Annotated in this window: 10 protein-coding genes; 8 read left to right on the top strand and 2 right to left on the bottom strand. The window is 64.3% G+C overall.

Annotated features, from left to right (window positions below):
- Positions 1 to 102 precede the first annotated feature (102 nt).
- Both GDH07_RS28435 and rarD read left to right on the top strand, forming a co-directional pair.
- Positions 103 to 1,077: a serine/threonine protein kinase gene (locus GDH07_RS28435; RefSeq protein WP_152899534.1), complete on the top strand. Its 975-nt coding sequence runs from the start codon at positions 103 to 105 to the stop codon at positions 1,075 to 1,077.
- A gap of 101 nt (positions 1,078 to 1,178) precedes the next feature.
- Positions 1,179 to 2,066, top strand: coding sequence for an EamA family transporter RarD (gene rarD, locus GDH07_RS28430; RefSeq protein ID WP_152899533.1), 888 nt, complete (start codon positions 1,179 to 1,181; stop codon positions 2,064 to 2,066).
- 225 nt (positions 2,067 to 2,291) lie between these two features.
- Here the strand turns inward: rarD and GDH07_RS28425 are convergent, their stop codons facing one another.
- Positions 2,292 to 2,810, bottom strand: coding sequence for a glycine cleavage system transcriptional repressor (locus GDH07_RS28425; RefSeq protein ID WP_022641468.1), 519 nt, complete (start codon positions 2,808 to 2,810; stop codon positions 2,292 to 2,294).
- Between the two features lie 473 nt (positions 2,811 to 3,283).
- On the opposite strand from GDH07_RS28425, the gene GDH07_RS28420 reads away from it, so the two are divergent.
- On the top strand, positions 3,284 to 5,461 hold the full coding sequence (locus GDH07_RS28420) for a malate synthase G (RefSeq protein WP_152899532.1): 2,178 nt from the start codon (positions 3,284 to 3,286) through the stop codon (positions 5,459 to 5,461).
- Positions 5,462 to 5,539: 78 nt separating this feature from the next.
- On the opposite strand, the gene GDH07_RS28415 is transcribed toward GDH07_RS28420, so the two are convergent.
- Positions 5,540 to 5,986 (bottom strand): response regulator, encoded by a 447-nt coding sequence (locus tag GDH07_RS28415; RefSeq protein ID WP_022641470.1) that lies wholly within the window; start codon positions 5,984 to 5,986, stop codon positions 5,540 to 5,542.
- A gap of 310 nt (positions 5,987 to 6,296) precedes the next feature.
- Between GDH07_RS28415 and GDH07_RS28410 the strand changes: the two genes are divergently transcribed.
- From GDH07_RS28410 to GDH07_RS28390, 5 genes are all read left to right on the top strand, one after another.
- Positions 6,297 to 8,231, top strand: coding sequence for a putative nucleotidyltransferase substrate binding domain-containing protein (locus GDH07_RS28410; RefSeq protein ID WP_152899531.1), 1,935 nt, complete (start codon positions 6,297 to 6,299; stop codon positions 8,229 to 8,231).
- A complete protein-coding gene (locus tag GDH07_RS28405; RefSeq protein WP_152899530.1) occupies positions 8,228 to 8,935 on the top strand; it encodes a 3'-5' exonuclease in 708 nt (235 codons plus the stop codon). Before GDH07_RS28410 ends, GDH07_RS28405 begins: the two co-directional genes overlap by 4 nt.
- A 249-nt stretch (positions 8,936 to 9,184) precedes the next feature.
- Positions 9,185 to 9,703, top strand: coding sequence for an RNA polymerase sigma factor (locus GDH07_RS28400; RefSeq protein ID WP_152899529.1), 519 nt, complete (start codon positions 9,185 to 9,187; stop codon positions 9,701 to 9,703).
- Complete coding sequence (locus GDH07_RS28395) at positions 9,700 to 10,677, top strand: FecR family protein (RefSeq protein ID WP_022641474.1); 978 nt, start codon at positions 9,700 to 9,702, stop codon at positions 10,675 to 10,677. The genes GDH07_RS28400 and GDH07_RS28395 overlap by 4 nt, the downstream gene beginning before the upstream one ends.
- Positions 10,678 to 10,832: 155 nt before the next feature.
- A complete protein-coding gene (locus GDH07_RS28390; RefSeq protein ID WP_152899528.1) occupies positions 10,833 to 13,292 on the top strand; it encodes a TonB-dependent siderophore receptor in 2,460 nt (819 codons plus the stop codon).
- Positions 13,293 to 13,350: the final 58 nt, after the last annotated feature.

The following is a 13,350-nucleotide window of genomic DNA, read 5'->3' as shown; positions in this document are numbered from 1 at the left end:
TGCCCCTGGCCAAGGCAGGCGCCACAGCGCCCTCCACCGGCCTGCCCGTCTGCGTTACCATGCTGGGCCGGACGCGGCAGCCTGCTGCGCGCAGGAGTAAGCATGTCGCACCCGTTTGATACCCTCACCCCCGACCTGGTCCTGGACGCCGTGGAAAGCATCGGCTTTCTCAGCGACGCCCGGGTCCTGGCCCTCAACAGCTACGAGAACCGCGTCTACCAGGTCGGCATCGACCAGGGCGAGCCGCTGGTGGCCAAGTTCTACCGGCCCCAACGCTGGAGCGAGGAGGCGATCCTCGAAGAACACAGCTTCACCTTCGAACTGGCCGAATGCGAAGTGCCGGTGGTGGCGCCGATCGTCCACGAAGGCCGCAGCCTGTTCGAGCATGCGGGGTTTCGTTTCGCCCTGTTCCCGCGACGTGGCGGCCGCGCCCCGGAGCCGGGCAACCTCGACCAGCTCTACCGCCTCGGGCAACTGCTGGGTCGCCTGCACGCCGTCGGCGCCAACCGGCCGTTCAGCCACCGCGAGGCCCTGGGGGTGCAGAACTTCGGCCACGACTCCCTGGCGGCCTTGCTGCAAGGCGGTTTCATACCCAAGAGCCTGTTGCCGGCCTACGAGTCCGTCGCCCGTGACTTGCTCAAGCGTGTGGAAACCCTCTACCAGGCCACCCCGCACCAGAACATCCGCCTGCATGGCGATTGCCACCCCGGCAACCTGATGTGCCGCGACGAGGTGTTCCATATCGTCGACCTCGACGACTGTCGCATGGGCCCTGCGGTGCAGGACCTGTGGATGATGCTCGCCGGCGATCGCCAGGAGCGCCTCGGCCAGCTGTCCGAACTGATGGACGGCTACAGCGAATTCCACGATTTCAACCCACGGGAACTGGCCCTGGTCGAACCGCTGCGGGCCCTGCGCCTGATGCACTACAGCGCCTGGCTGGCGCGGCGCTGGGACGACCCGGCGTTCCCTCGCAGCTTCCCCTGGTTCGGCAGCGAACGTTACTGGGGCGACCAGGTACTGGCCTTGCGCGAGCAACTGGCGGCGCTCGACGAGGAACCGCTGCGGCTGTTCTGAAGGGCGCGATGGCCACGGCACGGGCGGGGAAAAGTCAGGACAGGTCTAGACATTTGTCCTTACAATCGCGCCTTTGTTAGTTGCCTAAGCAAGGATTCTCCATGCAAGCCGCCAACCTGCGCCGCGGGTACATACTGGGCCTGACCGCCTACATCATCTGGGGCCTGTTTCCGCTCTATTTCAAAGCCATCGCCAGCGTGCCCGCCGTGGAAATCATCGTCCACCGGGTGCTCTGGTCAGCGCTGTTCGGCGGCCTTTTGCTGATGGTCTGGAAGCATCCCGGCTGGTGGCGCGAACTACGGGACAACCCCCGGCGCCTGGCGATCCTGGCCCTGAGCGGCACCCTGATCGCCGCCAACTGGCTGACCTACGTCTGGTCGGTGAACAACGGGCGCATGGTCGAAGCCAGCCTCGGCTACTACATCAACCCCTTGATCAACGTGCTGCTGGGCATGTTGATCCTCGGTGAGCGCCTGCGCCGCCTGCAATGGCTGGCGGTGCTGCTGGCGGCGGTCGGGGTGGCGCAGCAGGTATGGCAACTGGGCAGCCTGCCCTGGGTGTCGCTGGCGCTGGCGCTGAGCTTCGGTTTCTACGGCCTGATCCGCAAGCAGGCGCCGGTCAAGGCCCTGCCCGGGCTGGTGGTGGAGACCTGGATGCTGGTGCCCATCGCGTTGGCCTGGCTGCTGCTGCACCCCGATGCCAGCAGCGCCCATGCCGCGTTCTGGGCCAGTTCCCAGGCCTGGTGGCTGGTGGCAGCCGGCCCGGTGACCCTGATCCCGCTGGTGTGCTTCAACGCCTCGGCCCGGGACCTGCCCTACACCACCCTGGGTTTCCTGCAGTACCTGGCCCCGACCCTGGTGCTGCTGCAGGCGGTACTGCTGTTCGGCGAGCAACTGTCCTCCAGCACCCTGGTGGCCTTCATGTTCATCTGGGCAGGTCTGGCGGTGTACAGCGTCGATGCCTGGCTGAGCCTGCGCGGACGCAGCTGATCAATAAACGATCAACCATCTGCAGGCCACGTCCCCTGTGGCCTGCGGCGGTTCTTCCCAAGCTTATCCACAACCTGGTCCCCGCCATTTGTGCACAAGCCCTTGAAATTGCCGGTTTTTTGATCAATTCACGCAAAGCCGCGATGCCACTGGGCCAGCGCCCGCTCTCTACAGGTTATCCACAGGCGCATGCACGCTTTATCGGGATAACCCAGCCAACCGCCTTCAGCCTTCGCTGCGCAGCACCAATTCCACCATCAGGTCGTCGGCCAGGCTCTCCAGGCGCGCCTGCAAGACTTCCAGCGACAGGGTCAGGGGTACCGCCAGGATGGCCTCGGCGTGGAACAGCGGCTCGCTGCTCATGGGCGCCGGCCGCACCTCGGTCACCAACCGCTCCAGGTTGACCCCCTGCTCCGCCAGCAGGCGGGTGATATCCCGGACAATCCCCGGGCGGTCGTTGCCCACCAGCTCCATGGCGATGGGTTTCCAGGTGCATGATTGCTCGATGCCGCTTTCGGCGATCAGCACGCGGATGCCTTGGGCCGAGAGCCCCTGCAAGGCATCCACCAGCTCATCGTAGGCTTCGGCCGGCACCGCCACCCGGAGGATTCCGGCGAATTGCCCGGCCATCCGCGACAGGCGGCTTTCCAGCCAGTTGCCACCGTGGGCGGCTATGCACTGGGCAATGCGTTCGACCTGGCCGGCCTTGTCCGCAGCGAATACCGTGAGAACCAGATGGTCCATGGCGCAGCCCTCTTTTTGGGGGTGGAAGAGCAATTATAGGCAGGCTTGCAGGCCGCACCCGGAGCCTCCGGTCGAGGCCCGGAAAAGGGGCCGGTAGACCAGGAATGCAAATCGTGTACAACTTTTTGTATTTATGTGGAACAATCCTTCGGCTTTTTGCGAACACCAAGCTTCCCAGCGTGACCGCATTGCACTGGCGAGTCGCGAAACGACGTATTTAGTCTAATTTTCACAACCGCAGTTCATCATGTAGTATGCCGCAGCGCGCACTACATAATGTTGGAACGATGTCTGCCAAGGCTTGATCACAACCCCCGCGATCCCCGTCAGCTAGGCTCCGCCGTTGATTGGAAGCACCCAGCCGCCAGCGATGGCATGTACTGGTGAACAAGGTTGTGTTTTAAATGGCCGCCGGCTTCATTGTTAATTTGAAGAGCTGAAAAGCGAAATAGCTGAGCAGAGTGAGGCAAGCAATGACTGAACACGTTCAAGTCGGTGGCCTGCAGGTCGCCAGAGTCCTGTTCGACTTCGTGAACAACGAAGCCATTCCCGGTACCGGCCTCACCGCCGACGCATTCTGGGCAGGTGCCGACAAGGTCATCCACGACCTGGCGCCCAAGAACAAAGCCCTACTCGCCAAACGCGATGATTTCCAGGCGCGGATCGATGCCTGGCACCAGTCCCGTGCCGGCCAGGCCCATGACGCCGTAGCCTATAAAGCCTTCCTGCAAGACATCGGCTACCTGCTGCCGGAAGCGGCGGACTTCCAGGCCACTACCCAGAACGTCGATGAAGAAATCGCCCGCATGGCCGGCCCGCAGCTGGTGGTGCCGGTGATGAACGCCCGCTTCGCCCTCAACGCCTCCAACGCCCGCTGGGGCTCGCTGTACGACGCGCTGTACGGCACCGACGCCATCAGCGAAGCCGATGGCGCGCAAAAGGGCAAAGGCTACAACAAGGTCCGCGGTGACAAGGTCATCGCCTTCGCCCGCGCCTTCCTCGATGAATCCGCGCCCCTGGCCGCCGGCTCCCACGTCGACTCGGTGAACTACAAGATCGCCGGCGGCAAGCTGGTGGTGACCCTCAAGGGCGGCAGCAACAGCGGCCTGCGCGACGACGCCCAGCTGGTCGGCTACCAGGGCGATGCCGCGGCGCCGACCGCGATCCTGCTCAAGCACAACGGCCTGCACTTCGAGATCCAGATCGACGCCGCAAGCCCCGTCGGCCAGACCGACGCCGCCGGGGTCAAGGACCTGCTGATGGAAGCGGCCCTGACCACCATCATGGACTGCGAAGACTCGGTCGCCGCGGTCGATGCCGACGACAAGGTAGTGATCTACCGCAACTGGCTGGGCCTGATGAAAGGCGACCTGGCCGAGGAAGTGGCCAAGGGCGGCAACACCTTCACCCGCACCATGAACGCCGACCGCGAATACACCGGCGTCGACGGCTCGTCGTTGAAGCTGCATGGTCGCTCGCTGCTGTTCGTGCGTAACGTCGGCCACCTGATGACCATCGACGCGATCCTCGACCAGCACGGCAACGAAGTGCCGGAAGGCATCCTCGACGGCCTGGTCACCAGCCTGGCGGCGATCCACAACCTCAACGGCAATACCTCGCGCAAGAACAGCCGTACCGGCTCGGTGTACATCGTCAAGCCGAAGATGCACGGCCCCGAAGAAGCCGCGTTCACCAATGAACTGTTCGGCCGCATCGAAGACGTCCTGGCCCTGCCGCGCAATACCCTGAAGGTCGGGATCATGGACGAGGAGCGCCGTACCACGGTCAACCTCAAGGCCTGCATCAAGGCTGCCAGCGAGCGCGTGGTGTTCATCAACACCGGCTTCCTCGACCGTACCGGCGACGAGATCCACACCTCCATGGAAGCCGGCGCCATGGTGCGCAAGGCCGACATGAAGGCCGAGAAATGGATCGGCGCCTACGAGAACTGGAACGTCGACATCGGCCTGTCCACCGGCCTGCAAGGCCGCGCGCAGATCGGCAAGGGCATGTGGGCCATGCCCGACCTGATGGCCGCCATGCTCGAACAAAAGATCGCCCACCCGCTGGCCGGCGCCAACACCGCCTGGGTGCCATCGCCGACCGCCGCCGCGCTGCACGCGCTGCACTACCACAAGGTCGACGTGTTCGCCCGCCAGGCCGAGCTGGCCAAGCGCGCCCGCGCTTCGGTGGACGACATCCTGAGCATTCCCCTGGCTCCCGACACCAACTGGACCGCGGAACAGATCAAGAACGAACTGGACAACAACGCCCAGGGCATCCTTGGTTACGTGGTGCGCTGGATCGACCAGGGCGTGGGCTGCTCCAAGGTGCCGGACATCAACGATGTCGGCCTGATGGAAGACCGCGCCACCCTGCGCATCTCCAGCCAGCACATCGCCAACTGGCTGCGCCACGGCGTGGTGACCCGCGAACAGGTGATCGAAAGCCTCAAGCGCATGGCCCCGGTGGTCGACCGGCAGAACGCCGCCGACCCGCTGTACCGCCCACTGGCCCCGAACTTCGACAGCAATATCGCCTTCCAGGCCGCCCTGGAACTGGTGATCGAAGGCACCAAGCAGCCAAACGGCTACACCGAGCCGGTCCTGCATCGTCGCCGTCGTGAGTTCAAGGCCAAGAACGGCCTGTAACAACGCAGCGCCAGCGGTAAAGCAAAGCCCCGGTCCATGACCGGGGCTTTTTCATGCCTGCTCGTCGTGCTGGTGGCGCTACAGCACCACGCCCAGCTCATGCTTGACCAGCGCCAGCAGCTTGCTGGTATCGATGGGCTTGAGCAGGAAGTCCACCACGCTCAGGTGCATGGCGGCGATGGCGTCGCGCACATCGGCGTCGCCGGAAATGATGATGATCGGCAGGGCCGCCCGTTCCGATTCGCGCACCTGGCGAATCAGGTCCAGGCCACTGCAGGGCGCCATGCGCAGGTCGGTGATCAGCAAGCCGATGGATTTGTTCGACTCGAGCATCTCCAACGCCGCCTTGCCACTGGCCGCGGTCATGCAGCGAATGCCATCGAGACCGAGTATTTCCGAAAGCAGCTCGCGGGCATCCTTGTCGTCATCGGCAATCAGCACCCGCTGCGGCGGCAGGTCGGGTTCCAGCATGACGGCACTCAGCGCCTCGCGCTCGGCATCGCTCAAGATATCGTGGTCGGACATACAGTTCTCTACAGGATCGAATCACCTAGCACAGTGGTCAGACATCGCCAGGCAGGCCTCCAATGTGCACTTCGTCGGAAAAATTTCCAAGCATCTTGATCAGAGCTTTTTTGCATCGATCGCCAGCGGCTCAAAGCCAAATGTCCGGCCCCCGTGAACGCTGACCGCCGCCACCTGCAACACAGCCCGCGCCAGACGCCCGCGCGGCATGTCGCACCTAGACTTACGTCCAATGGGCGCTGGCGGGCACCTGGGCCGACTATTACCGGGATCCGAACACAACAAATCCAAGAAGATTGCGGTAATCGTCATGAGTAAAACGGACGCCTTCACCCAGGCCGGGAAGACCGCGGTACTACAGAACATCCAGGGCACGGTGCAGTTCCTGCAACGCTTCCCGCCCTTCAACCAGATGGAAAACCTGCACCTGGCCTACCTGGTGGAACAATGCCAGCTGCGCTTCTACGGCCCCGGCGACAGCATCATCAAGCCGGCCGACGGCCCGGTGGAGCACTTCTATATCGTCAAGCAGGGCCGGGTGGTGGGCGAACGTACCCACGCCGCCAAGGGCAGCACCGAGACCACCTTCGAGATCACCACCGGCGAATGCTTTCCCCTGGCCGCGCTGCTGGGCGAGCGAGCCACACGCACCGAACACCGGGCCGCCGAAGACACCTTCTGCCTGCAACTGAACAAGGGCGCCTTCATCAAGCTGTTCGCCCTGTCGGCGGAGTTCCGCGATTTCGCCCTGCGTGGGGTCAGCAGCCTGCTCGACCAGGTCAACCAGCAGGTCAAGCGCAAGGCGGTGGAAACCCTCGGCACCCAATACTCGCTGAACACCCGCCTAGGCGAATTGGCCATGCGCCATCCCGTGACCTGCTCGCCGGCCACGCCACTGCGCGAAGCCGTGGCGCAGATGCATGAACAGCAGGTGGGCAGCATCGTGGTGGTGGACGAGCACAAGGCGCCCCTGGGAATCTTCACCCTGCGCGATCTGCGCCAGGTGGTGGCCGACGGCAGCCAGGATCTCAACCAGCCCATCGACCGCCACATGACCCAGGCGCCGTTCTTCCTCAGCCCGGACCACAGCGCCTTCGACGCGGCCATCGCCATGACCGAGCGCCACATCGCCCACGTCTGCCTGGTCAAGGAACAGCGCCTGTGCGGCGTGGTGTCCGAGCGCGATCTGTTCTCCCTGCAACGGGTCGACCTGGTGCACCTGGCGCGGACCATCCGCAATGCCCCACGGGTGGAGCACCTGGTGGCCCTGCGCGGCGAGATCGGCCAACTGGTGGAGCGCATGCTGGCCCACGGCGCCTCGTCGACCCAGATCACCCACATCATCACCCTGCTCAACGACCACACCGTGTGCCGGGTGATCGAACTGACCCTGGCCGACAAGGGCGACCCGGGCGTGCCCTTCAGCTGGCTGTGCTTCGGCAGCGAAGGCCGGCGCGAACAGACCCTGCACACCGACCAGGACAACGGCATCCTGTTCGAGGCCCGGGATGCGGCCCACGCGGCCGAGATCCGCGGCAAGCTGCTGCCCATCGCCCAGCAGATCAACCACAGCCTGGCCCAGTGCGGTTTCACCCTGTGCAAGGGCAACATCATGGCCGGCAACCCCGAGCTGTGCCTGTCCCGCGCCGAGTGGGCCCGGCGCTTTGCGGCGTTCATCCGCGAGGCGACCCCGGAGAACCTGCTGGGCTCGAGCATCTATTTCGACCTGCGAGTGGTCTGGGGCGACGAACAAGGCGCCGAACAACTGCGCCGCGGGATCCTCGACCAAGTGGCCGACAATCGCCTGTTCCAGCGCATGCTGGCGGAGAACGCCCTGCGCCAGCGGCCACCGGTGGGGCGCTTTCGCGAATTCGTGCTGGCCAAAAAGAACGGCGAGAAAGCCACCCTCGACCTCAAGGTCCAGGGCCTCACGCCCTTCGTCGACGGCGCCCGGCTGCTGGCCCTGGCCAACGGCATCGGCGCCATCAACACCCTGGAGCGCCTGCGCCAACTGGTGTCCAAGCAAGTCGTCGAGCCACTCGATGGCGCCGCCTATGAAGAGGCCTACCACTTCATCCAGCAGACCCGCATGCAGCAGCACCAGCGCCAGACCCGGGACAACCAGCCCTACTCCAACCGGCTCGACCCGGACAGCCTCAACCACCTGGACCGGCGCATCCTCCGTGAGTCCCTGCGCCAGGCCCAGCGCCTGCAAAGCAGCCTGGCCCTGCGGTACCAGCTATGAGCCTGTTCAACTGGTTTCGCCCGGCGGCCAGCGTCTTGAACGGCGAACAGCAGTTGCGCCGCGAGCGCCTGCCAGCCTTCGCCCCACTGGGCGAAGGCAGCCTGCGCGAACAGCGCTGGGTGGTGGTGGACGTGGAAACCAGCGGCCTGAACCTCAATCGCGACCAGGTCCTGTCCATTGGCGCGGTGGCGATCGAGGACGGCGCCATCGACTTCCGCCAGCAATTCGAGCGCACCTTGCAGCGCGAGGGCCACAAGCTCAGCCCCAGCGTGCTGATCCATGGCCTGGGTCCCAGCGCCATCGCGGCCGGCAGCGATCCGATCGAGGCCCTGCTGGATTTCATGGAGTTCGTCGGCGACAGCCCGCTACTGGCGTTCCATGCACCCTTCGACCAGCACATGCTCGCTCGGGCACTGAAGGACAGCCTGGGCTACCGCCTGCAGCACGACTTTCTCGACGTGGCGGACATGGCACCCCTGCTGTGTCCGGAGTTCCATATCCGCGACGCCGGCCTGGACGATTGGGTCAACGGCTTCAAGCTCCAGGTGGTGGAGCGTCACCACGCCGCGGCCGACGCCCTGGCCACCGCCGAGCTGGCGCTGATCCTGTTTCACCGCGCACGCCAGCAACAGATCCACAGCCCCTTGAACCTGCAACAGCGCCTCAGCCAGTGGAAGCGCCGGCAGCAGGCCCCCTCGTTCTGATCCACCCTACTGTGGCGAGGGAGCGTGCTCGCGCTCGGTCGCGCAGCGGTCGTAGCACCTGAGTCCCGGGGCTAGCTGGCACAACGCCTTGGGCGTGCTTGCGCCCTCGCCACAACAAGAACCTTGCCTTGAGCACCCGCGATCCTCAGCGACAAGACAGCCGACCAGCGTGAATTGCGCCACTGTTTCGCCTCTGCCACAATCGCGAATAATTCTCGTTATTTGAAACTTCTCCCTGGGTGATTCCCGTTGTCGTCAGTCCCAAGCCCCCGCAATGAGTTGGTTGGTGCGCTATACCGCGACCATCGTGGTTGGCTGCTGGCCTGGCTGCGACGCAACGTGGCCTGCGCCCAACGCGCCGAAGACCTGAGCCAGGACACCTTCGTGCGCCTGCTGGGCCGCGAAGAACTCAAGCCCCCCCGCGAGCCCCGGGCCTTCCTGGTAGCGGTGGCCAAGGGCCTGTTGTTCGATCACTTCCGCCGCGCCGCCCTGGAGCAGGCCTATCTCAACGAGCTGTTGCTGATCCCCGAGACCGAACAGCCCTCGCCGGAAGAACAGCAGATGATCCTCGAAGACCTCAAGACTATCGACCGCCTGCTCGATAAACTGTCGAGCAAGGCCCGCGCGGCCTTTCTCTACAACCGCCTCGATGGCCTGGGCCACGCCGAGATCGCCACCCGTCTCGGGGTCTCGGTGCCCCGGGTCCGCCAGTATCTGGCCCAGGGCATCCGCCAATGCTATATCGCCCTCTACGGGGAGCCGACATGACCCCCATCAGTTCCAAACCGGTGTCCGCCCGAGTGCTGGATGCCGCCATCGCCTGGCAGCTGTCGCTGGACGGCGGCGGCAGTGCCCTGGAGCACGAAGAGTTCGCCAAATGGCACTGCGCCCATGAAGAACACGCCCGCGCCTGGCGCCAACTGGGCATGCTCGACCAACGCTTCAACCTGGCTCCTGGCCCGGCGCGCAATGCCCTGGCGCAATCGCGCGAAGGCCTGCGCCGGCGCGTGCGCAAGCTTGGCCGCGGGATCGCCAGCGTGGTGCTGGTGGGAGGCCTGGCGCTGTTCCTCGAGCAGCACTACCTGCCGCTGGACTACTGGCTGGCCGACCAGCGCACCGGGACCGGCGAGCAGCTCATGCTGCGCCTGTCCGACGGCACCCTGGTCAACCTCAATACCCACAGCGCGCTGGACGTGCGGTTCGATGACAAGCAGCGGCGCATCATCCTGCAGGAAGGCGAGGTCCTGATCGAAACCGGGCACGGCGACAGTCGCCCGTTCATCGTCGAAACCCGCGACGGCCGGCTACGGGCCCTGGGCACCCGGTTCCTGGTCAAGCGCGAAGACCAGGGCACGCGCCTGGGCGTGCTGCAATCGGCGGTGGCCGCACGGCCCCAGGACGGCCAGGACGAAAAAGTCTTCAAGGAAGGCCAGCAGGTACTGATGCAGCGCGATGGCCTGCAAGCACCACAGGCCCTGGCCCTGGGCGCCGATGCCTGGAGCCGGGGCATGCTGGTGGTGGACAACGCCCGCCTGGGCGACCTGATCCAGGAGCTGGGCCGTTATCGCCACGGCTACCTGGGCGTCGCCCCCGAAGTGGCCGACCTGCGCATCACCGGCAGCTTCCCGCTGCACAACACCGACCTGGCGCTCGACGCCCTGCTGCCGACCCTGCCGGTACAGATCGAGCGGCGCACCGACTGGTGGGTCAACGTCGTCGCCAAGGCCGATCTCAAGCCCTGACACCTCCTTTGCCCGCCGACTCCAACTTGCCTTGGAGCCGGTGGGCGACTGCCCTTCTTTCGCAAATCTAAATTATTTTCAATTCGCCCTATCACTTTTCGAATCTCGTCCGGCTCATAGGCAATTGCGAAACATTTCCATCCAGGAGCCGCCGTATGTCCCGCCCCCTAGACACCCTGTTGCGCCCCAGCCTGCTGGCCATTGCCATTGCCCTGAGCGCCCCCCTGGCCAGCCCGTTGCTGATGGCGGCCGAGCAGTCCTCCAGCGTGCGCGCCTACAACCTGCCGGCGGCGCCCCTGGCCAGCACCCTGAACCAGATCGCCAGCCAGGCCGGCCTGGCCCTGAGCCTGAATCCGTCCCTGGCGGCCGGCAAGACCTCGGCCCCGGTCCAGGGCCAGTTCGACGCCGCCGGCGCCCTGCGCGAAGCCTTGCGCGGCACTGGCCTGCAACTGCAGCACAGCAGCGCCGGCACCTACAGCCTGGTGGCCGCACCGGACGGCGTCGTGGCCCTGCCGGAAACCAATATCAGTGGCCAAGGCAGCTATGAAACCGCCTGGGGCCCCGTGGAAGGTTATGCCGCCACTCGTACCGCAGCGGGAACCAAGACCGACACGGAACTGCGGGAAGTGCCACGCTCGATTTCCGTCGCCACCCGTCAGCAGATGACTGACCGCGCCGTGCAAAACCTCGATGACGCCGTGCGCTACATGCCCGGCGTCACCGCCAGCAGCTATGGCAGCGACAGCCGTGCAGAGTGGCTGACCGTAAGAGGCTTCGAACCCACCCAATTCCTCGATGGTTTGCCGCTCCCCAAGGGCACCTACACCATGCCGAAGATGGAAACCTGGGACCTTGAACGAGTAGCCCTGCTGCGTGGGCCGGCGTCGTCGGTCTACGGCCAGACGCCTCCGGGAGGCTTGCTGGACATGGTCAGCCGTCGCCCTGAAGAAATCGCCAGCCACGAAGTGCAATTGCAGATCGGCAGCTATCAACGCAAACAGATCAGCTTCGACAGCACAGGCCCCATCGATGACGAAGGCCGCTTCCTGTACCGCGTCAGTGGTGTAGTCCGCGATGCCAACACCGCCATCGAACACAACCAGGACAAACGCTACAACCTGGCTCCCAGCCTGACCTGGAACATCGATGAAGACACCAAGCTGACCTTCCTCAGCCAGTTCAACCGTGACGATACCGGTATCACCAGCCAGTTCCTGCCACTGCAAGGCACCAAGCTGGCGACCCCCGCAGGCAAAATCAAATACCACAAGAACCTCGGCGATCCGAGCTGGGAGTTCTACGACAAGACCTATTACGCGCTGGGTTATGCCTTCGAGCACCGCATGAATGACGTTTGGCAGTTCCGTCAGAATCTGCGCTACACCAAGAGCGACCTGTCGTTCCAGGGCATCACCGCTGGCGGCGGTTATTGGCCCAACAAGCCCGACCAGGCTGTAAGCCCGGATGGCACGGTCCGCCGTGGGGCCAACATCGTCAACGAAGACATCAGCCAGTTCGCCGTGGACAACAACTTCCAGGCCGACTTCAACACTGGTGAACTCAAGCACACGTTGTTGCTAGGCCTCGATCACCAACGCATCAACACCAACTACAAGTGGCTGTACGGCGAGGCCCCCACCAGCAACATCATCCGCCCGATCTACGACCAGGACTTCAGCAAGGTCAGCTATTCCGCGTTCAACGATTACAACCAGAAGCGCCAGGGCACCGGGCTGTACCTCCAAGACCAGATGGCTCTGGACAACTGGCGCCTGACCCTTGGCGGCCGCCAGGACTGGCTGCACACCGATACCAAGTTCTACAACATCGACAACCAGCCCCGTGACAAACGCGACGACCACGCCTTCACCGGCAACGCGGCGCTGAGCTATGTCTTCGATTCAGGCTTCACGCCCTATGTTTCCTACGCCGAGTCCTTCCAATCCGAAGCCGGTGGCAGCAGCACCGGCAAAGCCTTCGAGCCCAGCACCGGCAAGCAGTACGAACTGGGCCTCAAGTACCAGCCCCCAGGCAGCGAGATGCTGTTCACCGCTGCGGTATATGACCTGACCCGCCAGAACATCGTGCTTACCGACAACCTGGGCGTCAGCCGGCCATTGGGTGAGGTCAAGGTGCGTGGTTTCGAGCTGGAGGCCGTGGGTAACGTCAACGAGAACCTCAAGCTGACCGCCTCCTACACCTATGCCAACAGCAAGATGACCAAGGTCGGCGACCCTCAGGACAAGAACCGTCCATTGCCCATCACCCCGGAGAACCAGGCAGCGGTCTGGGCTGACTACACCTGGCACAACGGCCTGCTGGATGGCTTTGGCGTAGGCTTCGGTGCCCGCTACATCGGTGAGACCAACAATATCCCTGCGGGCAGCCTGCCCTATGTCGCCAACAAATCCGACGGTCATACCGACTCCTACACCGTCTACGATGCCGCCGTGCACTATGACCTGGGACGCCTGAGCAATTCGCTCAAGGGCGCCAGCGTGGCTCTGAACGCCAACAACGTGTTCGACAAGGAATACATGTCGACCTGCGACGGCACCTACTGCTACTACGGCGACCGCCGCAACGTCATGGCCAGCGTCAACTACAAGTGGTAATCGGCTGATCACTACCCGTTGAAACAAGGGTCACGGCACTGCCGTGGCCCTTTTGCAT

Origin of the sequence: Pseudomonas piscis (assembly GCF_009380155.1) — a bacterium.
GTDB classification, from domain to species: Bacteria; Pseudomonadota; Gammaproteobacteria; order Pseudomonadales; family Pseudomonadaceae; genus Aquipseudomonas; species Aquipseudomonas piscis.
Note: the sequence above shows the minus strand (reverse complement) of the source record. Positions and strands in the feature narration are given on the sequence as shown.